24 protein-coding genes are annotated in these 21,752 nt (G+C 32.2%); 13 read left to right on the forward strand and 11 right to left on the reverse strand.

All coding sequences use genetic code 11. The features are described 5' to 3' along the window. The first annotated feature begins 33 nt into the window (after positions 1 to 33). From JK636_RS14290 to JK636_RS14335, 10 genes are all read left to right on the forward strand, one after another. Positions 34 to 921, forward strand: coding sequence for a VCBS repeat-containing protein (locus JK636_RS14290; RefSeq protein WP_202749687.1), 888 nt, complete (start codon positions 34 to 36; stop codon positions 919 to 921). A gap of 271 nt (positions 922 to 1,192) precedes the next feature. Next, positions 1,193 to 2,080, forward strand: a complete 888-nt coding sequence (locus JK636_RS14295; protein WP_202749688.1) for a metal ABC transporter substrate-binding protein — start codon at positions 1,193 to 1,195, stop codon at positions 2,078 to 2,080. A 200-nt stretch (positions 2,081 to 2,280) separates the two neighbouring features. Then, positions 2,281 to 2,493 carry a hypothetical protein gene (locus tag JK636_RS14300; protein ID WP_202749689.1) on the forward strand — a complete coding sequence of 71 codons (213 nt, stop codon included), beginning with the start codon at positions 2,281 to 2,283 and terminating at the stop codon, positions 2,491 to 2,493. 28 nt (positions 2,494 to 2,521) lie between these two features. Beyond that, positions 2,522 to 3,811: an MFS transporter gene (locus JK636_RS14305; protein ID WP_202749690.1), complete on the forward strand. Its 1,290-nt coding sequence runs from the start codon at positions 2,522 to 2,524 to the stop codon at positions 3,809 to 3,811. 76 nt (positions 3,812 to 3,887) lie between these two features. Then, positions 3,888 to 4,085: a DUF4250 domain-containing protein gene (locus JK636_RS14310; protein ID WP_202749691.1), complete on the forward strand. Its 198-nt coding sequence runs from the start codon at positions 3,888 to 3,890 to the stop codon at positions 4,083 to 4,085. A gap of 18 nt (positions 4,086 to 4,103) precedes the next feature. Continuing rightward, on the forward strand, positions 4,104 to 4,490 hold the full coding sequence (gene gloA2 / locus JK636_RS14315; RefSeq protein ID WP_202749692.1) for an SMU1112c/YaeR family gloxylase I-like metalloprotein: 387 nt from the start codon (positions 4,104 to 4,106) through the stop codon (positions 4,488 to 4,490). Between the two features lie 124 nt (positions 4,491 to 4,614). Next, positions 4,615 to 5,064 carry a fluoride efflux transporter CrcB gene (gene crcB, locus JK636_RS14320; RefSeq protein WP_202749693.1) on the forward strand — a complete coding sequence of 150 codons (450 nt, stop codon included), beginning with the start codon at positions 4,615 to 4,617 and terminating at the stop codon, positions 5,062 to 5,064. Beyond that, positions 5,064 to 5,414 (forward strand): fluoride efflux transporter CrcB, encoded by a 351-nt coding sequence (crcB, locus tag JK636_RS14325; protein WP_202749694.1) that lies wholly within the window; start codon positions 5,064 to 5,066, stop codon positions 5,412 to 5,414. Before crcB (JK636_RS14320) ends, crcB (JK636_RS14325) begins: the two co-directional genes overlap by 1 nt. A gap of 32 nt (positions 5,415 to 5,446) precedes the next feature. Continuing rightward, on the forward strand, positions 5,447 to 6,712 hold the full coding sequence (locus tag JK636_RS14330; protein ID WP_202749695.1) for an MFS transporter: 1,266 nt from the start codon (positions 5,447 to 5,449) through the stop codon (positions 6,710 to 6,712). Between the two features lie 136 nt (positions 6,713 to 6,848). After that, complete coding sequence (locus JK636_RS14335) at positions 6,849 to 9,035, forward strand: glycoside hydrolase domain-containing protein (protein WP_202749696.1); 2,187 nt, start codon at positions 6,849 to 6,851, stop codon at positions 9,033 to 9,035. A gap of 78 nt (positions 9,036 to 9,113) precedes the next feature. Here JK636_RS14335 and JK636_RS14340 read toward each other — a convergent pair whose 3' ends face one another. Beyond that, a complete protein-coding gene (locus JK636_RS14340) occupies positions 9,114 to 9,749 on the reverse strand; it encodes a hypothetical protein (protein WP_202749697.1) in 636 nt (211 codons plus the stop codon). Between the two features lie 300 nt (positions 9,750 to 10,049). Between JK636_RS14340 and JK636_RS14345 the strand changes: the two genes are divergently transcribed. Continuing rightward, positions 10,050 to 10,592 carry a hypothetical protein gene (locus JK636_RS14345; protein WP_202749698.1) on the forward strand — a complete coding sequence of 181 codons (543 nt, stop codon included), beginning with the start codon at positions 10,050 to 10,052 and terminating at the stop codon, positions 10,590 to 10,592. Positions 10,593 to 10,665: 73 nt separating this feature from the next. Here the strand turns inward: JK636_RS14345 and JK636_RS14350 are convergent, their stop codons facing one another. From JK636_RS14350 to JK636_RS14365, 4 genes are all read right to left on the reverse strand, one after another. After that, positions 10,666 to 11,562, reverse strand: coding sequence for an AraC family transcriptional regulator (locus tag JK636_RS14350; RefSeq protein ID WP_202749699.1), 897 nt, complete (start codon positions 11,560 to 11,562; stop codon positions 10,666 to 10,668). A 111-nt stretch (positions 11,563 to 11,673) separates the two neighbouring features. Then, on the reverse strand, positions 11,674 to 12,771 hold the full coding sequence (locus JK636_RS14355; RefSeq protein ID WP_202749700.1) for a serine hydrolase domain-containing protein: 1,098 nt from the start codon (positions 12,769 to 12,771) through the stop codon (positions 11,674 to 11,676). Positions 12,772 to 12,901: 130 nt separating this feature from the next. Next, positions 12,902 to 14,386: a polysaccharide deacetylase family protein gene (locus JK636_RS14360; protein ID WP_202749701.1), complete on the reverse strand. Its 1,485-nt coding sequence runs from the start codon at positions 14,384 to 14,386 to the stop codon at positions 12,902 to 12,904. A 5-nt stretch (positions 14,387 to 14,391) separates the two neighbouring features. Beyond that, the gene (locus JK636_RS14365) at positions 14,392 to 15,336 is read right to left on the reverse strand and encodes a PstS family phosphate ABC transporter substrate-binding protein (RefSeq protein WP_202749702.1); all 945 of its coding nucleotides are present in this window, start codon (positions 15,334 to 15,336) and stop codon (positions 14,392 to 14,394) included. 521 nt (positions 15,337 to 15,857) lie between these two features. Here JK636_RS14365 and JK636_RS14370 point away from each other — a divergent pair. Continuing rightward, positions 15,858 to 16,136 carry a hypothetical protein gene (locus JK636_RS14370; protein WP_202749703.1) on the forward strand — a complete coding sequence of 93 codons (279 nt, stop codon included), beginning with the start codon at positions 15,858 to 15,860 and terminating at the stop codon, positions 16,134 to 16,136. Between the two features lie 257 nt (positions 16,137 to 16,393). Here JK636_RS14370 and JK636_RS14375 read toward each other — a convergent pair whose 3' ends face one another. The 6 genes from JK636_RS14375 to JK636_RS14400 all read right to left on the reverse strand — a co-directional run bounded on the left by JK636_RS14375 (position 16,394) and on the right by JK636_RS14400 (position 20,315). Then, complete coding sequence (locus tag JK636_RS14375) at positions 16,394 to 17,242, reverse strand: diguanylate cyclase domain-containing protein (protein WP_202749704.1); 849 nt, start codon at positions 17,240 to 17,242, stop codon at positions 16,394 to 16,396. Between the two features lie 182 nt (positions 17,243 to 17,424). After that, positions 17,425 to 17,682, reverse strand: coding sequence for a helix-turn-helix domain-containing protein (locus tag JK636_RS14380; protein ID WP_202749705.1), 258 nt, complete (start codon positions 17,680 to 17,682; stop codon positions 17,425 to 17,427). Between the two features lie 15 nt (positions 17,683 to 17,697). Continuing rightward, positions 17,698 to 18,687 carry a hypothetical protein gene (locus tag JK636_RS14385; RefSeq protein WP_207751765.1) on the reverse strand — a complete coding sequence of 330 codons (990 nt, stop codon included), beginning with the start codon at positions 18,685 to 18,687 and terminating at the stop codon, positions 17,698 to 17,700. Between the two features lie 197 nt (positions 18,688 to 18,884). After that, on the reverse strand, positions 18,885 to 19,346 hold the full coding sequence (locus JK636_RS14390) for a GNAT family N-acetyltransferase (protein ID WP_202749707.1): 462 nt from the start codon (positions 19,344 to 19,346) through the stop codon (positions 18,885 to 18,887). Between the two features lie 198 nt (positions 19,347 to 19,544). Further along, positions 19,545 to 19,823: a CD3324 family protein gene (locus tag JK636_RS14395; protein ID WP_202749708.1), complete on the reverse strand. Its 279-nt coding sequence runs from the start codon at positions 19,821 to 19,823 to the stop codon at positions 19,545 to 19,547. Between the two features lie 150 nt (positions 19,824 to 19,973). Then, on the reverse strand, positions 19,974 to 20,315 hold the full coding sequence (locus JK636_RS14400) for a hypothetical protein (protein ID WP_202749709.1): 342 nt from the start codon (positions 20,313 to 20,315) through the stop codon (positions 19,974 to 19,976). Between the two features lie 194 nt (positions 20,316 to 20,509). On the opposite strand from JK636_RS14400, the gene JK636_RS14405 reads away from it, so the two are divergent. Continuing rightward, positions 20,510 to 21,745: a S41 family peptidase gene (locus JK636_RS14405; RefSeq protein ID WP_202749710.1), complete on the forward strand. Its 1,236-nt coding sequence runs from the start codon at positions 20,510 to 20,512 to the stop codon at positions 21,743 to 21,745. The last annotated feature ends 7 nt before the right edge of the window (positions 21,746 to 21,752 follow it).

Below are 21,752 nucleotides of genomic sequence, written 5' to 3' on the forward strand. Positions count from 1 at the left end.
ATGCTAAAAATACTATAAAGGGAGTGATTAATCATGAAAAAAGCTATTAGAATCCCTATAGTATTTTTGGCATTATTTTTATTTATACCATTTTATAATATAAAGGCTTATGAAGGAGAAGAAAAGTTTAAAATTAATACTGAGCTTAAAGTTTCTAGGTTTAAATTAAAACCCAATACTTTTATTTTAGATTATAAGATTGATGATATTAATGGAGATAATATTAAAGACAGTATTTTGCTTACAGGCTGTAAAAATGGTAAGGATAATTCTGCCTATAATGAAGATATAAAACTTATTATACAGGATGGGAAAAATAACAAATATTATAAGCTGTCTCCTGGAAAAATTGATTCTGGATATGGCGGCAAGTTGTTTTTAGGAGATTTTAATGGAGATAAAATATTAGACGTTTTTGCAAGCTTTAACAGTGGTGGAAGCGGCGGATATTCATATTACAGTATAGTTTCTTTTAAAGACAATAATTGTAAATATTTGTTTGATCAAGAGTATTTTTCAAAAGGGCTATCCTTTGATATTAACTACACAGATAATTTTAAGATTAATATATTTAATAAAGAAGTAAGTAAATTTTATTTAGTTGATGCTTTAAATAAAAAGAATACCTATATCTATGAAGGCATTTATGATAAAAGCGGTAAAATACTAAAAGAGCAGACAGGAATGGAAGGAGCACTAAGCGAGCTTACTCCTGTAGATATAGATAAAGATGGCATATATGAACTTAAGGCTATTCAAAGGCTCAGCGGCATTTGTCATGCTGATACTATAGGTTATGCAAAAGCTGTATGGAAGTATGAAAATTCTAAAATGAACTTGATATCCTTAGAAATTCTTCCTTACTCTAAAGCAGGGGAAACAAAAAGAGTCAAGACTGTAGTACCAGTAGGTAATTTTTAAAGTCTAACAAAAGGTATAACGAGCATTAGTTAAGGTAGATAAACAACTTCAACTATAGTTTATCTACAATCTAATACTCGTTTTATTTTTCATTTCTATTGACAGTACAGTTAAAAACTATTATAGTATTAATGTAAATGCAAATGATTTGCATTAAGTAGTGTTTTTAGTGAAAGGAGGTTGAAGTCCTAAATGGACTTCAACGGGTAGTTTGCGAAGTGGAACGAGCGCTTTAAACTACCCAGTGTTTCGAGTGAAAGGAGAAAAGTTCATGTTTAAAAAATTAATGTCAATATTTATTTTGGCTGCTGTGACAGTAAGTTTATCAGCCTGCAGCAATCAAAAGGCAAGTACAGCAGAAGCAAAAGCAAATAATAATATAGATGTGGTAGTTTCTTTTAATCCAATGAAGGAATTTGCAGAGGCAATAGGTAAGGATAAAATTAATGTAAAGGTAGTTGTTCCTGAAGGGACGGAGCCTCATGATTTTGAACCGAAGCCAAGGGATATGGAGAGCATAAGCAAGGCTAAGGTATTTATATATAATGGTCTTGGAGCCGAGACTTGGGTAGATAAAACCTTAAGTACACTGAATAATAAGAGCTTAATTACAGTTGAAGCTTCAAAAGGAGCAGATTTAATAAAAACAACAGATTATGATCCTCATACTTGGCTAAGTCTCAAGGAAGCCAAGGTAGAGACAAAGAATATAAAGGATGCTTTAGTAAAAGCTGATCCTGATAATAAAGACTTTTATGAAAAGAATTATGAGGATTATTCAAAAAAGCTTGATGAGCTTTACAGTGAATATAAAGCAAAGTTTGATACTGTAAAAAATAAAAATTTTGTAACAGGTCATGCTGCTTTTGCTTATCTTTGCAGGGATTTTAGTATTGAACAAAAAAGTGTTGAAGATATGTTTGCAGAAGGGGAGCCTACTCCGCAGAAGATGAAGGAATTGACTGACTTTGCAAAGACAAACAATATTAAAACTATATTTATGGAAGAGCTTGCAAGTCCAAAGGTTTCAGAGACTTTAGCAAAGGAAGTTGGAGCTAAGGTTGAAAAAATATATACTATAGAAAGCAAAGAAGATAATAAAGATTACATACAAAGTATGAAAGATAATCTTGAAAAAATATATGATAGCTTGAAATAAATTAAGAGGCTGCTCTTAAAGCACCTTAAACTCACCGCATGTTATTTGAAACCTAGGAAGCTTACGCTTTGAAGAATTCAAATAACATACTAAGTTTAGAGGCTTTAAGAGAAGCCTCTTTTATTTTGCAGAATAATAATGTAAAAAATGTGAAAATTATGATAATATATATAATATAGAAATAAAGAAAGGGGATTATTATGAATTTTTCAATGGGGGGATTTTTTGCAAGTAGTATACTCTTTGGCATTTTTAGCTTTATATTTAATATGGCAGTATTATATTTGATTATAAGACTTGCAATTAGACATGGACTAAGAGATGTACAGGGCGATATGAACATGACTGTTAGAGAAGCTGTAAAGTCAGCATTAAGAGAGCATGAAAACAGAAACCATAACAAAGAAAATTAAGTAAGGGAATAATTGAAATGGGGGACAAATGAATACATCGATTTTAAAACAGAGAAACTTTTCAACTTTAATGCTTGGAAAGATAACTTCCTATATTGGAACAGAGATGCAGAATTTTGCTTTATCCTTGTATGTATTTAAAATAACAGGTTCTGCAACCAAGTTTGCCTCGGTACTTGCTATAACCTTAGTGCCAAAGCTCATACTAGGGCCGATTGCAGGAGTTTTTGTAGATTGGCTTGATAGAAAAAAGATATTAGTTTATTTAGATATTTTAGCAGCACTGGTGGTAGGGGCATACGCTGCAGGCTTTGCCATAACCGGGGGCTTATCTTTAGCAAGTATTTATGTTCTTGTAACATTATTATCTTTAATTTCCCTGCTTTTTCAGCCTGCAATAGGAGCGGTAATTCCTTCTATTGTTGAAAAAGATAAGCTTGTGGATGCAAATGGTATAAACTCCTTCCTTATAAGTATAGGAACCTTTGTATCACCAGTTTTGGCAGGAATTCTATTCGGAATATACGGCTTATTCCTAATATTAATTGTTGATAGTATAAGCTTTATTGCTTCAGCAATTTGCGAGTTTATAATTACAATTCCTAAGATTAATAAGGCTCCAAGTGAAATAAGCTTTAAGAGCTTTTTTAATGACTTTTCAGAAGGTCTAAAATTTGTTAAGAGTAAAAAACTTATTTTAAATATATTATTTTTAGCTTTATTTTTGAATTTTGCAGCAGATCCTGTATTTTCAGTAGGCCTTGTATATATTGCGAAGAAGATACTTTTTCTGTCAGACTTTCAATATGGAACAATACAGTCAGGCTTTGTTGTTGCTATGATGATAGCGCCCTTTTTCTGCAGTGGAATCGCTAAGAAGTTTGAGCTTGGAAAGTTTTTATTTCTTTGCTTTATTGTAAATTCACTTATATTTGCGCTTCTCGCTGTTGTTCCGGCACCGTTTTATTTGAAGTTGTTTAATTCAAATACAGTTCCATATATAAGTATAATTGTAGTTACCTTTATGATTGGGTTTGTTATTACCATAGCAAATATTACATTAAATACGGTTTTCCAAAAGGAAATACCTCTTGATATGCTTGGAAGGGCAGGCACTCTTATGAGTACTGTAAGTATGGGGGCAATGCCGCTTGGGACAATGCTTTTTGGATTTCTATTCGATAAGCTGCCCGCCTATTTATGCGTTTTGATTTCTGCAGCAACTATGCTTATAGCTACAATTGCGCTAAGAAAGGGCCTATACTCTGCAAATGAAAAAACAGCAGGTAATGCAGCACCAGAAGCAGTTGAAATATAATAACTTATATTTGCATTATCACTCTAAGTTTGTTTAAAATAGTAATAGTGATTATTTTACTTGGAGGATTTTGCAGATGGATAAAGAACAACTTTTAAAAATGGATTCCTTTATGTTATTAAGTATAATTAATATGAAGCTTAGGGACGAGTTTGACAGCTTAAATTCTTTATGCGAGGATTATGAAATTTCAAGCCTTGAACTTGAGAATAAATTATCAGCTATAGGTTATAAATATAATAAAAATGCAAATCAGTTTAAACTTATGAATTAATATAAAAGGAGCTTTATTATGAACATAAATAAAATACATCACGTAGCGATAATTTGCTCTGATTATGAGAAATCAAAAAACTTTTACGTAAATATATTAGGCTTTAAGAGTATTGAAGAAACTTATAGGAAGGAAAGAGACTCCTATAAGCTTGATTTAGAGGTTGGAGATTTTGGACAACTAGAACTGTTTTCCTTTAATAATCCGCCGGAAAGACCAAGCTACCCTGAGGCTAGAGGGCTTAGGCATTTGGCCTTTGAAGTTGATGATATAGAAAAATCAGTAAAAGAGCTTGAAGATAATGGAGTAAAAGTTGAACCTGTAAGAATTGATGAAGTTACAGGTAAAAAATTTACTTTCTTTGAAGACCCGGATAAACTTCCTCTTGAGCTTTATGAAAAATAGCTATTTAAAACTCATGCAAATAGCGTTATTATGTTATTTGTGTGAGTTTTTTTATTTAGTATTAAACCTGCAAATACTGGGATGTACGCGTAGGTTTTTGCTTTTATGGGAGGATTAAGCTGAAATGAAAAAATATATTTTTATTGGTTTAGGCGGTATTCTAGGAGCCATATCTAGATATATAGTTAAGAATATACACATAATCGGATATAAGGAGGCTATACCTCTTAATACTTTTATAATCAATATTACAGGAGCCTTTCTTCTTGCTCTTTTGCTAACTACTGCTTTAGAGGTTAAAAAGATAGATGAAGATATAAAGCTTGGTATTGGTACGGGCTTTCTTGGGGCTTATACAACCTTTTCAACTATGTGTAAGGAGACAGTTGGACTTTTAAAAAGCGGATATTATTTTTCTGCAATTTCATATATAGGTTTTTCAACCTTATTGGGACTTGCTGCAGCGTATTTTGGAGTTATAGTTTCAAGAGAAGTCATAAGTAGATTTATTGCTGCTTCTGAAACTGCAATGAATGAAAGTACTGTATCTAAAGCTGAGGAGGGTGAAGAATAATGAATTATATATTAGTGGGCATAGGGGGAGCTTTTGGAAGTATTGCAAGATACAGTCTTGGAAGATTTATATCAAGTAAAGCTAAATCAAAGTTCCCCTTTGGAACCTTTTTTATTAATATAACTGGAGCCTTTCTGCTTGGAATATTAAGTGCCTCAGGAGCGGGAAACAATATGTACTCTTTATTTGGAGATGGCTTTCTTGGAGCCTATACAACTTTTTCGACCTTTATGTATGAGGGTTTTAACCTGTTTCAAGATAATAAAAAGCTCAATGCCTTTATCTATATTTTAGGGTCTCTTTTAGTAGGAATTATAGGATTTATGTTAGGTGCATTAATTGTTGTTTAATAAGTTTTTATTGGAAAATAAGGGGTGAGGCTATGGCGCATATAAAAAAGCTAAAAAGCTATGGGCAAGAATACAGCACAATTATAAAAAATAGTATTTTAATGAGAATTATAGCCGCAGGGTTTATATCATCACTTGGAAGCAAGATAAGCTATTTTGCACTTTTAAGAAAGGTTTATATTTTATCTAATGGAAAGATAACAGATTTAGGCTTCTTAACCATAATGGAAGCACTGCCTTATATGCTTTTTGGTGCTTTTGCAGGAATAATAATAGACAAGCTGCCGAGAAAATGGATAATGGCATTTTCAGATATTATGTGTGCTTTAGTTGTTATAAGTCTTATATTTGTAAATGACTTAAAACTTATCTATATAATAACCTTTTTAAAGTCTTCAGTTTATGTTTTCAGAAATCCCGCTCAAAGTGCTATGGAGCCAAACCTTGTAAATCAAGAGGATGTCCCTCTTTTAAATTCATTTGAATCTTCCGTAAACAGTATAACTCAGATTATTGGTTCAGCACTTGGGGCAGCAGTAGTTGGCTTTGTTGGAGTTAAAAATGCCTTTATAATAGATTCCGCCTCTTTTATAGTTTCTGCAGTTATTATTGGAACAATTTTTGTTAAAGAAGAGCATGTTCATAATAATAAAATGATGGTTAAGGGTAGATACCTTAGAGAATTTGTAAGCGGAATATCAATAATGTGGAAGGATGGAAGCTTAAAGCTAATGCTTCTTATAGATTTATTCGTTACCTTTGCAATGGCTATGCAAGCACCACTTATTTATATATTTTTAAAGGAAACTTTAAAGCTTGGCGACAGAGCTGAGCTTATTTGGGGAATTTTACTTTCAAGCCTGGGTGTTGGGGCTATATTTGGAAGTCTTGTAATAGGAATACTTGTTAAAAGATATAAAAATAGATTTAAGCTTTTCTTAAATATTTTATTGTTTGATTCCGTGTTTTTTACTATGTTTATTTTAAATAGAGTTTTGCTATTATCTGTAGCAATATTTGCATTTTTAGGCTGTATAGGAACAGCACACATGATTATATTAAATACAGTTATTCAAAATACAGCCTCGGATGAGCACAGAGGCAAGGTGTTCAGTACCTTTGCTATGCTCAGAAGCCCTATTTCAATAATTTCTATTTTAATTGGAACTACAGCAGCAGAATTCATATCTGCAAGAAATGTACTGCTTATTGTTGCAGGGATAGAGGCTTTAATTGCCCTTGGAGTAAGGCTTACCAGCACTTATAGAAGTTTTGACAGAAATAGTAAGGGAATTTAGATTTTAATACTTTATTAAAAATTTTAAAAAGAGATTTAGTTTGGTTTACATTTATTGTTCTTTTCTATTTTTAATCTATGTAAGTAAAATCAAAAAGCTTGCAAACAGAATAAAAATAGAGAAGGAAGGTATAAAAATGGATCAAATGGTTTTTAACGTACAGCATTGGTTAAACAATACTTACAGGAGCAATGCAAACTACACACCTATACCAGAAGATGGAATAACAGGAGGAGGTACAGTAGCTGCTCTGATAACAGCACTTCAAATCGAATTGCATATCCCATCTCCTGATGGTATTTTCGGTCCTGCAACTATGTCAGTATGCCCCACACTTCCAAGCAGCAGTGCTACAAAAAATGAAGTCTATATTTTGCAAGGTGCATTATATTGTAAGGGCTATAATCCAAATGGTCTTGACGGTGGTTATGGTAACGGTGTTATGACTGCAATAAAGAAATTCCAATCGGATGCAGGATTAACAGTTCAAGATGGAATTACAACTCCTATGATTTTTCAAGCTCTGCTAAATACGGATGCATTTGTATTGATTCCAGGAGGAGATTCTAATATTAGAACAATTCAGCAAAGACTTAATCGTGATTATAATAATGTGGTAGGATTGATTCCATGTGATGGTATATATTCACGATTGACAAATAAAGCCTTAATAAAAGCACTTCAACATGAGCAGGGGAATACCCCTGACGGCATTTTTGGAACTAATACTATGAATGCATGCCCAACAATACCTGGAACTAATGCAACTAAAAATTTTATTTTATTACTGCAATATGCTTTATATTGCAATCATTATAATCCAAATGGATTCGATGGATTATTTGGAACAGGACTTAAGACAGCGATAATCAATTTTCAAACATTTGCGTGCTTAACTCCTGATGGATATGCTGGTCCACAAACATGGGCATCTTTATTAGTCAGTACCGGAGATCCTAATAGAAAGGGAAAGGCTTGCGACTGCTCTACAACAATTACTGATGAAATGGCAAAAACACTTGGCAGCAATGGTTATGAAGCAGTTGGAAGATATCTTACAGGAAGGTTTAAGATGACTGCTACTGAACTAGAGACTATATACGGCAATGGGATTAAGGTTTTTCCTATTTTTGAAACATCAGGAACACAGTCATCATACTTTACTGAATATCAAGGAAAATCTGATGCAGCCTCTGCTGCTTTGGCTGCTGACAGTTTAAGCTTTCTTCCGGGAGCTATTATATATTTTGCAGTTGATTATGATGCTATTGATTATGAAGTAACCAATTACATCCTTTCATATTTTAAAACAGTAAGTAATGAGTTTAGTACAAACGGATATGGTTACAAGGTTGGTATTTATGGACCAAGAAATGTTTGCAGCCGTATAGCTGCTGCGGGATACTCATGCAGTAGTTTTATAAGCGATATGTCAAGCGGATTTAGTGGAAATCTTGGATATCCGCTTCCGGCAGATTGGGCATTTGATCAAATCTCGACAATAACTATTGGCAGCGGGTTAGGCCAAATAGAAATCGATAATAATATTTTGTCAAATAAAAATAATAGTCTTTATCAAATTAATGCTAATGATTGGACTACTGATGCAATTAATCGAGGATGGGGTCCCATATCACAGGAAGCATATTATGAAAAAATAAATGAACTTTTTTTAGATAATATAAAACAAAATGTCGGCGAAGAAGCAGAACGTAAAGGGAAACTTTGGAATCCTCCAATATCGGATTATCTTTCACTTGGCAATGTTTTTATTAATAATGAAACATATAAATATATGACTGATACTAAAATATATGATACAAACAAGCCAGGATTCATGAGAATATATGAATATGATTCTAAAGGTACAATACATCTTCTTGAAGAATATAAGCTTAAACCGGCTGCAGCTTTGTCAGATAGAATTACCCTTGGTCTTAAAAATAATGCAAAAGAATTAGAATTTTTCAAGAAAATAGATAAATTTTTTATTATAGCCGGAGTTATTGCAGGAACATATCATGACATGGTAGAGATGTGGGAAAAAGGAGAAGTACAGTCTTTACCAGCCATGCTTGAAGCTCTAGCTGCCTGCATCGTTACAAATGGCTTATCGGCATACTTTACTGCCATACTTGGAGGTGTAGTTAGCCAAGCTGTTGCACCTGAAGTGCCAGTTGTAGGTGCAATAATTGGAGGAGCAGTTGGAGGAGTGGTAGGTTATTGGTTCTCTAACCATGGAAGTGAGCAGATGGAGGAATTTATTAAAGATAAGCTTGCATGGGTATTTGAAGAATTATTTGGTGAAGTTGTAGTATATTAATAAATATTCATAAAAAAGAGCATGTACAGATTTATTTTTTAGTTTGTACATGCTTTTTACTAATAAAATAATGAGCGTTTATTTATCTCTATTTTTAATTATTAAATAAAACTTGTGAAACCCTGAACATGTGGGAATTAATAAATATGCTAATACTAATAATATTATTTCAGAAGGGATGCCATTTAAACCTGGCTGTTTTGATAAAATAATTCCAAGTGATATACATAAGGAAGAAATTGCTCCTGCCAAGGCCTTGTTAAGCTGATTTTTTTTATGTGCACGCTTTATTTTATTTCTTATGTTAAGAACCACTGCGGCTATAATAAGTAGATATATTAATAGACATATACAAATTGTGACATAGGATAAAGGGCTATCCAACCTGCTTAAAAAAATTAAAGAAGAAACAATAAAGAAAAATATGGAACTTCCTGTAAAGCCTACAGAAGTGTATAAATAAATTAGTTTGTTCATTCGTTCTGCGAAGATATAAAAAATTAATGAAAACAATTCAAAACTAATGATAATAACATTTAGTAAATTTATTATGAAACTAGGAATAACTGAATTAGGTACAGCGTCATAATAGCTTTTCATAGCCATGTAGCCACAAACAATTGTAAATACAGCAATTGCCAAGATAGATGTTCTTATTTCTTTCTTCTCAGGTATTTTCGTATATTCTTTAAGAAATTCATTTTTAGTATTCATTACTTCACTTCTTTCTAAAATAAACTGATATTTTCTGATTCTAATCCATTATTTACCTATATTTTATTATAAAGCTCAGACTAAAGCAAATCTACAAAAATCCTATGCTTCAATAAAAGTAATGGGATTTTATTAATTTTTTGTAGATTACTTACTTGGATTACTCCAGTTGGGATGGTGTAAAACATATTAATATTTTTATAAAATTTTTAAAGCATAGGTTTACATTTAGGTTCTTCTTTTCTTTATATAAAGTGTAAGTAAGTTTTAAAAAATAAAATTTTTGAGGAGGAATTAAAGATGTCACAATTTTGTTACAATCCATTTTATCTTGCTATCGATATGTATGATGCACCAGAGGTGGTTGCACAAGATCCGCCAGCAAATGGTATAGGAATTCTTGGAAGCTTGGAGTGTTACCTTGACAAAGAAATCTATCATAACAATTGTATGTACCCGTACGAGATTCAGGCGCTTTGCAGAGTAGGAGGTTGGAGAACAGCTTATTCATCTTTAAACTGGAACGGAAACAGCGGACGCGAACCTTGGAGTAACCATCCATCACAAAGGTATACAGTGAATGGTTATGATTCTCTTATATATGATGTAGTTAGGACTACTAATATATACGATGGGAACGCTAATCTAATAACTTCACTTCCATCTGGAAGCGTAGTCGCTTGTAAAGCATCAGAGGGATGCCAAAGCGGTGCAACTCACAAGGACTGGCTAAAGGTTCATGCTTATAGCAAATCAGGGGGAGCATTTGTATTTGGAACAGCATATGTGGATACAGGCATTGACCAATATAGCACTTCACCTAGTATTAGAGGAAATTGGTAAAAGATAAAAAAGTGTTACATAGCTGCAACAAAGCAGCCTGTGACACTTTCTTATTTAATGAGAAAAAATATTTCTAGGAATAAAATTCTCTTCTATAATCTGAAGGAGAACAATCCATGTATTTCTTAAAGATTCTAGAAAAATGGTTTGCTTCATTAAAGCCTGTTCTATACATTATTTCAGATACAGGGAGCATGGTATCTCTAAGCATTACAGCTGACAGCTTTATTCTTAATTTAATAAGATAATCTTTAATTGACATACCTGTTGAAGCACGAAACTTTTCGGACAGAGTTGTTCTGTTTATATGAAAGGCTTTTGTCAGCTCTTCAATAGTAATTTTATTTTGATAATTTGTATGCAAATAAAGAATAACATCATTTAAGTCGTTATCAGTGGTTGGGAGTTGAAGCCTTTCATCTGCTTCAGAATTAGTGTAAATATATTGAATTAAAAATAATATTTCCAAAAATAAGGAACGAGAACGGCAGACCCAGTATTCACTACTGCAAGGGTTTGTCTGCTCATAAAGCGTTTTATAAAGCTTGGATATTCTTTTAAACATCATAAGTCCTATTTCAAAGTAAGGGCTTATTTTTTCTGTACGATGTATAAAAGGATCAAGATAAAAAATATCCTGTATGTTTGTAAATTTATCACAATTATTTGCATTTATGCTATATACCTTTTCAACAGTAAAGGAGCTGTTAATTATTGTTGGATCAAAATATATGACTTGTGCTTTTAAATCACATTCTTTTTCAAGTTCGATTACATCCTTTTCATTAAGGCAAAATATTGAAGGAGACATAAAAACGAAGGAACGGTTATTTATTTTTAATATACCAGTACCTGCTTCCACTAAAATAATTCTAAACATTGAGTGATTTTCCTTGGAGAATACATCCTCAAGGCTTATATATAGTGGAATTGATACATTTGTAGTAAAGTTTTTAGAATACAATGTCATAATATAACCACCCTTCCTTTATATTACATATTGTATTCTTCAATAACTTTAAAAATCCTTTTACTGAGAGAATATTTTGTAAAATATATCTCTCAGTAAAAGGATTATAAACTATTTAAGATAATCTTTTGTTAAACTTGCCATGTCTTCTAAAGGTGCGTTTAGATAATTAGTAATAATTATAACTTTTATATCTTCATCAACCGCTCGTAGAAAATAAGTTCTAAAGCCTACTCCGGTTCCATAATGCTCATAACTTATTTTTCCTGCGGAATCTTTAAATATATACCACCCATATCCATAATTGTTCTCATTAGGAGTATATATCTTCTCATAGGATTCCTTGCTTATTAATTTTTGTTCTGTAAGAGCTTTTTCCCATTTAAGCATATCCTCAACTGTTGAACAAAGTCCTCCGGATCCATATACAAAGCCGATATTTTCTAATGTCCAGGATGTTTCTATCTTTTCCTTGTTTTCAGTTTCATATCCCGTTGCCAGATTGCTAAGATGACCAGTTTCATCCCTGAAGGAAGTATTTTTCATATCAAGAGGATCAAATATATTTTTCTTTAAATATACATCTAAAGTTTCTCCAGAAACCTTTTCTATTATATAGCCTAATAAAACATAACCTGGGTTACTGTATTGAAAACCCTTTCCAGATGAAAAAAGAAAATTAACTTTCTCATCCTTGCCTTCAATACCAAAGTTTTTGTAGGATGGTCTGAATTTTCTTATATCAAATTCAGTAGAGTATTCAGGAAGCCCTGAAGTATGACATAAAAGCTGATGAATAGTTATTTCATTTCCATGAGGAAAAGCAGGCAGATATTTATCAACCTTATCATTTACATCTAAAAGTTTTTTTTCTTGAAGCTGCATTATACCAAAGGCTGTAATCTGCTTTGTTATTGATCCTATATCATAGTTTGTCTGTTTTGTGTTTTCAGTACCTTTTTCATAATCAGCCTTGCCGTAGCCTTTATCTAAAAGTACATTGCCTTTTTTAGAGATATAGACATATCCGCTGAATTTATCCGGTCCGTAATAGTCTGTAAATTCCTTATCAAGTTTTGTTTTAATTTCTGTGAGTTTTTCAGCTTCTGCTGAAGCGGCAGTACTCTTAGTATTGGTATTCGAACCGCAGCCTGCAGCCATCATTGCAAGCAATGTACAAGTTACTATAATTGAAATCCCCTTTTTCATTTAATATCCCCCCTGTATTACCCGTGAGCGCACATATTTAATCTTTGGGCTTCTTAGTAAATAAATTTTATCATCCTTCTAGCATGTAAAACAGTAAGTTTCTACAGAAGTATTAGGCTTTTTGACAATTTTATTTAAAAAAGTCTTCAGGTGGAATTTTAACAATATCTTTTATAGAAACTTCACACTCCATTGAATCAGTTATTCCTTTAATAGTATCCTTATTTAAATGAATAACAATTGATGTAGGATCATCCGGCGTGTATTTTCTAAAATATATAATTGACTTATCATTTATAAGATTATAATTTAAGGCAGAATTAATTTTATTTGCAACTTGATTATTAGAGGAACCGTAAATTTTCAATAGGTTTTGCTTTGCAAGGTTTGTGAAGCTTTCCTTAAAGTTTTTATCCTTTAAGCTGTAATTATTTAAAATTTCCTTTGCGTCAATTATTTTGTTGGCTTTTAAATCAAAGCTGTAAACTTTATAAAAATCATTAAGGTCTTCATACTTATCCAGCTTGTATGCATTTTGAGTAATGCAGATAATTCCGTAATGATTGAAGATAGTTTGGAGCTGTACCGTTGCCTTGTGCTTATCATCACTTTTAACTTTAGATTCGCTATCCCAAAGGTTGTTATTTGCTACTTTATAAACACCGTCTTTTATTGTGTCATTTATTGTTTTTTCAAAACTATCATTTCTAAGTCCTGAAAACTGAGGGTAATAGCACCAAAGTTCTCCAATTTTTTTGTTGATAATTTCACCCTTTGATGAAGAAAAAATATTGTTGGCTCTCACTATTAAATCTGAACGTTCCTGTGTTTTTCGCTCTGTTCCTGAATACCTGTCTGTGATGTCCACGTAGTCATCAATTGTTGATAAAGGAATCTCAACAGTATGAGCCTCAGCAAAGCCACTCTCTCCGGCATCAAAAATTATAAATAAGCTTGAAGGCGAGATAGAAAACTTTTGGTTTGGCTTTATAGTAGTAAAGGGTTCTTTCAAAATATTTTCCTCTTCTGAGGCTTCGCTCAACATATTTTCAACAACCTTTTGATTAATTAAAGAAACATAATCTGTTCCTTCTGTAAATAAATCCTTAAGTTCAAGCTTTTTACCATCTGTAAGTCTGTAAAGAAAGCTGTCTAAAGGAGGAGAGTAAAGGTCATAGAAGGTAATGCATAAAAGATTATTTGCATTTAATGTGGCTAAAAAAGACAACTCAGAAGGTTTTTTAGAGGCTTTTGCTGCATAATTTTTAGCTGTATTTTCAATATCGTTTCCTAAGGACTTATTAATTTTTGCTTCAAGAGCTTTGTCTTTCAGACCGGAAAATTGGGGAGAGAAAGCAGATATCTCTCCTTTAGAAGTTTTAGCAGATTTTTGTCCATATTTTATCTCGATACCATTTGATAACAAATACTTTGTTTTATCGGCTTTCTTGACAAGTTTTATGTCCACAGCAGTATGGTAAGGATTCAAAGATGAAGGAGCTGATGAATTGCTAGGCACAGCTTTATTAGGCTCTGTCTGCTTTGAAGGAGTATTATGACAGCCCGTTAGTAATATAGCAAGAACTATTATTAATACTCTAAATAAAGCTTTCATAGTATCTACCTCACTTTTAGAGGAACATAGCCGGTTTTTTCAGCAAGTTTTTGCCCATCTTCACTAAGCATCCAATCCAAAAGTTTTCTTGAAGAGGAGTCCTTTGGCTCGGATTTTCTAAGAACTGCATAGTAAGAGGTTGTAAAAGGATACTTTCCTGAGGATATAGTACTATTGTCCGGGACTATTCCATCCACTCCTATAAATTTTATAGTATCTTTGTTATACATTGTTTTTGCGTAGTAAAAGTAAGAGTACCCTAAAGCTCTTTCGGAATTATCATATTTTGCTATGCTTTCAATAAGTCCTTCCATTCCGGTAACAATGGTTTTTGGTGCATCCACCATCTTTAGACCTTTCATAACTGTTTTTTCCATACCTGTCTGGCTGCCGGAGTTGGCTTCCCTTTGATAAGGAATAATTTCACTGTCAGTTCCTCCGACTTCTTTCCAATTCTTTATTTTTCCTTGATAGATATCTTGTATCTGCTTAATCGTAAGAGAATTTATAGGATTTTTAGTGTTCACAAGAAATACAAAGCCTTCATTGACAACTGGTATAACTTCAAGTTCAACCTTAGCATCTTTAGCTAGCTTTAGCTCTTCCTCAGAAGGTTCAGTAACAAATATAATATCTACTTTCTTATTGATGAGATTTACATAAGCATTATGCGTTGTATTGTGCTTTATAAACTTTTGAGAGTCTTCCTTTGAAATTCCAAGAATATCTGAAGCCGCTGCTTCAGATAGAGGTATAGTTGCCGTGGATCCGTCAAGCTTAGGATAGGTATCCTTTGTAAACTTAGGTTTTTCCACTTTTACAGGAGTAACTTCCGTTTGAGCAGAGCTTGGCTTAGTACTTTCAGCAGGATCAACTTTTACCTTTCCATCATTGCAGGCCGAAAGCAGCAAACTTGCTGCAGTAATCAGTATAACTAACTTTTTTTTCATAAAAACTTTCTCCTTTCACTCGAAACACTGGGTAGTTTAAGATGCTCGTTTCCTTTCAGGCACTGGGTAACTTAAAACATTCGCTTCGCTCATAAGTTACCCGCTAAAGTCCATTTAGGACATTGGCTTCGCCCACGGGGCAACCTTAAATCGCTCGTTCCCCTTCGGGCACTGGGCAACTTAAGACATTCGCTTCGATCATAAGTTACCCGCTAAAGTCCATTTAGGACTTTGGCTTCGCTAGTCTGCCCGTAAAAGCCCATTTAGGACTTTTACCTCACATTAAAAATAACACTATATAATATAGGTATATTGACATTATTGACACTTTACCACCAGGCTAATATAATAATTTAAATTAAAAGATAGATTATTTTATGAAACTTCAGAATAAATATATAAATAGTACTGTAAAAATTTCTTCTTTAAATGAAAGCTTTAAGATGTTATAATGAAAGCAAGTTTTTAGGGGCAGCCTGCCCAGAGTATTCCAACTAATAAACAAGGTGGGAAAAGTACATATGGATGAAGAACTGAAAAAAATGCTTGTAAAAATTCTTGAAAATCAGGAAGAATTTAAAGCTGAGCTTAGAAAACATACAGAAGCTATCACAAGTCTTGATGAGAAAATTATGCAGAGAACAGAAGCATTATTTGACGGATATAAAATAAATTCTGAAAAGATTGATGAGCTTACAGATAAGATAGACGACTTAAGATTTGATGTAAATAATTTAGGCATAAAGACTTTGAAAAGTGAAAACAAGATTTTAGAATTAGATAGAAGACTTGCAAAGTAAAATATAAAGGGGATGCTGCAAACAACATAAACCTGCCGCGCGTTATTTGAATTCTATGAAACATTCGCTTCGCAGATAAGACTAATAATTAAAAAATTTATAAATCCTAAATTTTATAAACTCGTTTTACTCAGACAGTATAAAATTCTTAACGGCTTTATAAATTTTTTAATTAAAGTCTTATTGCTGCTTGCTCAAATGTTTCTACGAATTCAATAACACGCTAGGTTTGCTGTTTTGCAGCATCCCATTTTTGCTTAACAGGATAAACTGTACTGATTTCTACCGTTTTTTTTAGCATTAAGCATGGCTTCATTGGCATTTTTAATTACTTCTTCATTGTTAGAGCCGAAGGAGAATTCAGAAATTCCAATGCTCAGTGTAAGTTTTACGATTGTTTCTCCAAATATAAATTCAGGTTCTGCTGAAGCTATTATATCATTTGAAAGCTTAGTAATAAGATCCTTTGATTCATTTTTGATAATAACAGCAAATTCGTCATTATTAATTCTTGTTACTTCAGTTTTTATATTATAATTTTCTAAAACAGCCCTAATTCTGTTTGGAACTTCAATGAGAACCTTGTCACCAATTTCATGTCCATAATTTTTATTGATATTGTCAAAGTGATCAATATCAATATCAAGTACAAATCCATTAGAAGAATTATTTATATTATTAATAACAACATCCCTATTCATTTCTCTATTAATCATAACATTACCCCCAATTTTATTAATGTGATTCAATGTAATTTTAGAAAATATATCAATATATATTCCTCTAAGCCTATAGTCCTTAGGTGATAGACCGTATAACTTTTTAAAAGCTCTGGAATAGGCTTCAGAAGAGTAATACTGATACTTAAGAGCTATATCCAAAATAGTATAGTTTGAATCAACAAGCTCCAAAGCTGACAAGGAAAGACGCCTTTTCCTTATATAATCCTTAACGGTTGTCCCAAGTATATTTGAGAAAACAGCATAGAAGGAAGACAAAGACATTAAAGCAGCCTTAGCAGTGTCCTCAAGATTAATCTTTTCATATAGATTTTTCTCTATAAAGTCTATAGAGCTTTGAATTCTTTCAATTAATTGAATTTCCATGGTAGGAGGCCTCCGTAAGATATCTTAATAATATTATATAGTCTTAGGAAAATTAATGCATGATATTTTTTCCAAAGATAAATACAAAGTAAGGGGCTGTCGCAAAACAATTTAAACTCACTGCATGTTATTGTTTTACGACAGCCCTGCTTAAATGTTTTATCAGAGTATATTCTTTATTGTTACTCCGATAAAACCCTTTTTATTTCTGGAATGTTTAGTCCATTCTTTTTTAAGGCCTGTATTTCTTCAATTTTTTGTATTGCCTTTTCCCTGGGAAAGCGGCGCGTCAGGTTTTCTTCCTGCTGATCAAAGGGAAGCATGCCTTCTTCTGTATAAAATTTTAAAGTGCTGTAACGGCAGCCAGTTATACGTACTAGCTCGCCTATAGATACATACTCAGATGATAGTATTTTCTCCATTGTACGCTGACGGGACATTTAAAATCCTCCCTATTAATATATTGGATATCTTCTTAAACGAACACCTTGTACTGGAAATTGATAATTCATAGCAGTTGGTATAGCCTCGTATAAGAAATTATCTATTTTTATAAGAGGAACTTCACCCTCGCGAATTACAGTAAAAGTATGACCATACTGCTCCAGTCGTACCTTTACATCACGGAGACGCTCTTCTTTATTTTCAAACATGGCTTCAGTATCAATAAATATAGATTGAGAACGTTCAAAAAAAGGAAAAGCAAAATTTACACCTGTACCAATTTGGGTAGACATAATAGATTTTTTTATATTTAAAAAGTTCTTTATTGCTATTTCAATAGATTTATGAATATTTATTGAGAAAATCTGCCTAGCAAAAGAATTTTCTTCAAATAACTGATTTATTCGATCAGCTACTATTTTTAATTCTTCTTTAGAAAAAATATCATAAATAGAACCGCTTTCTCTCATAAGCCAAAGCATAAGAATAGCTTCCTCTGACATAACACCATCTTCTAAAATTTCAGCACGAAGGCCTTCCGTGATTTTTGTATACAACTCCCCATTACTGCGATATTCCTTAATGGAAACACCAGCTGTTTTAAACTCCAAATCACATCCAAGAAGATTAGGTATTTCTTCTAATGCATCAATGCCTTTAAGAGAATCTGCCAAAGTTCGTTCGATTTCCTTCAGCTGTTTATTTGATAGTTTGATAACATGAGAAAGATAGTTTGAAAGAGTATCGCTAATGCTATCATTTCTTCCAAGAATAATTTTTAAAATGGTTTCCTGATATAAATTAATTGAAGGATTGGATAAATCCTCTTTGGTAAATGTCAGATCTTCTGAGTTTACATTAAATTGTTTATCTAAATACAACTCTAAAATCACTGAAGCTGACATACAACGTAAAGCTGCTTTTTTAGCGGTAGTTAAATGAATACTGTCTTGAGCATTTAGTGCTATAAGGGAAAAGCTTTGTGCAAAAGTAAGTTCCATCACAATAAAACCCCCATGTATTACTTAATTATTAGTTACTACTTACTACTTACGATTTAAGTGTAAATCTATAGGAAAATAAAGTCAATAGGCAGCAGGGCTATTCATTGGCATATTTTTGCAACAAAAAACTATGCTGTCTTACATATTTCAGCATAGTTTTTACAAATAACCACTTAAGTTTAATGATTAATAGGCTAATAGACTTTTTTCATAGAAATGAACTCTTTTTCTTCATTATTTACATTCCATATAAACTCCTCAGTTTTAATAAAACCGAGCTTTTCATAAACTCTTATGGCTCGTTTATTAAATTTAGCAACAAGCAGCTCAATCTTATCAAATTTATAGATTTCTCTGCCAAAGTTTAATATTGACTGTACTATTTCAGTGCCCATACCCCTTCCGGTGAAGCTTGGCTTCATTTGAACTCCAAGCATCAGATGTCCATCGTCATCATAATCAAAGCTGAAATTGCCTATAAGCTCTTCTGATTCATTGTATATAACAAAAGTATTTTCTTCCTTATGTATGTTGCTTGCCCATTCTTTTTTTGCTTCTGTCTTGTCGTTATCGTAAAAGGAATACTTACCGTCATACTTCCAGGTTGCTATTTCATTAGCATCTTTTTCTAATGGTTTTCTAAATTCAATATTCATAATTAAATCCCCCAATTTAAATTTACTATACTAATAGCTTATCACCTGGTTTTTAATTTTTATATCTCATAAACAATTCATAGTCATTTTTGATAATAAAAAGAGCCTGCTTTAAAACAACTAAACTTAGCGTGGTATTTGATAGAATTCAAATACCAAACAGTAGGTTTAAGCTATTTTGAGACAGGCTCATGATTTTTAATCAACTCTAGATTTTTCTTTATATATTATTCTTCTTATACTTTTTTCAGAAAGATAGTATAGCTTCTCTAATTCAGCAACTGAAGTGCCTAAAGCATAGAGTTTAAATATTTCCTCATTTCTCGCTTTAAGGAATACTCTTATTCCGCTTTTCTCGCCCCATTGTTTTTGGTTTTGGATTTTTCGTGGAATATATAAATATTCTCCATCAACATATTGCTGGACTAATTTAATAATATCTTCCGGAAGAACAGTTTCAGCATTTATATAACTCATATTCTTTGCCCTCCTAATCATAATTAATACATGAGCAAAGACTACGTATAAATAATCTAACATTTCATAGCAGTCTTTGCTATGAATTCACAAACGGTTTTAAAGAAGGATATTTCATCTAAAACACTCCTATCATATTTTTATATGCTTCTATAGTAAAAACACTCCATATCCGATTAATAAAGAAAAAACACCAGATAAAAACATAAGTAATGTAAAACTCATATTCTTACCTCTTTCTTTCATATAATCTTCAGCAAAATTATTAGAGCTTCTTATATAGTTATTGCTTACGCTTATTTGGGCAGTCTTTCCTGAGCCTAGTATGGCTAAACCTGAAATTATGGACATTACAACACCGCCTATACATAGACCATACCCAATGTTATGAAGTGTAAACTCATTTTTTATTAGGTACACTAGTAACACAATGACAAGATTTACTGTAGTTAAAATTAATATTTTCTTTAGATAGCTGATTATAGACTTCATGATATCGCCCCCAAATTCTAAATCTATCAATAGCTTAAAGTTTATATTAATATACAATATTATTTCATATTTTATGATGTAATTCAATATAATGTAAATTTGTTATCTAAAAGATTATAGTAATATAGAATATTCCATGTATTGGTATTATAATTAATTTATTGAAATTGTATTGGGTGTAGGGAGAGATATTTATGAAAATAAGAAGACTTGCAGCTTTATTATTAAGTTTTACGTTTATTTTATGCGGCTGTAATAATGGAGATTTAAAAACAAGCAATAAACACAAGCAGCTTACTACAAAACAGAAAGTTGAGGATTTTGAATATTTATATACAATACTTAAGGAAAATTATCCATATTTTCAGCTTAACAAAAGGGTAAATAATGTGGATTGGCTTTTAAACAAGGAAAAGTATGAGAAAGCTATAAAGGAAACAAAATCTGATGAAGAGTTCTTTAATTGCATTAAGGAAGCTCTTAAGGATTTGCATAATGGACATACAAATATTCTTAATAGCGAAGGCTATTTTTTATTTAAGGACATGTTTAAAAATATACCGCCTCCAAATCAAACACTTGATATACTTACTGATAAAAGAGCTGTTGAAAGATATGGAGAAACTCAAACTAATAAAGAAGAAGACAGCCAGCTTAATGCAGATCATTCCACAAAAGATAATGTTACAACTACTATAGTGGAAAAAGATAAAACTGCTTATCTTGGCGTAAAATCTTTTAATAATATAAATATGAATAATCAAGAGTTTGAGACTATTTATAGATTTTTGAAGGATATAAAAGATTATAAAACTTTGATAATAGATATAAGAGGAAATGGTGGGGGAAATGAATCATACTGGAGAGATTATATTGTTGCACCGTTAATAAATGAACCTTTAATGCAAAAAACCTATTGCATTTTTAGAGGAGGAAGCTATACTCAAAATATATTGAAAAGTACCTTTGGAAACAGCTATGATACCATGGTTTTGCCTATAGATAAATTAAAGAAAGAAAATTTAAGCAAGCTGCCTCAAGAAATCTTCACAGACTTTAAATACTACCTTAAAAACATAGATATAATAAGTCCTAAGGGTCCAGTAGGTTTTAAGGGAAAAATATATCTTCTTGTAGATGAAAGGGTTTATTCCTCTTCTGAAGGTTTTGCTATATTTGCTAAGAGCACAGGCTTTGCTACTGTCGTTGGTGAAAAAACCGGAGGGGATGGTATTGGAATATCACCGACCTTAGGAGTACTTCCAAACAGCGGCTATGTTTTCAGATATCCTCAGGAAATGGGCTTAAAATCAGATGGCAGCAGCGATGAAGAGTTTAAAACAGAGCCAGATATAAAAGTAGATGCTAAGAAAAGCAGCAGCTTAATGGAGGATCCTGCTGTTAAAAAGGTATTAGAACTGACAAAATAAAGGAGAC

Source organism: Clostridium rhizosphaerae (genome assembly GCF_016765585.1).
In the GTDB taxonomy this organism is placed as follows: domain Bacteria; phylum Bacillota; class Clostridia; order Clostridiales; family Clostridiaceae; genus Clostridium_AT; species Clostridium_AT rhizosphaerae.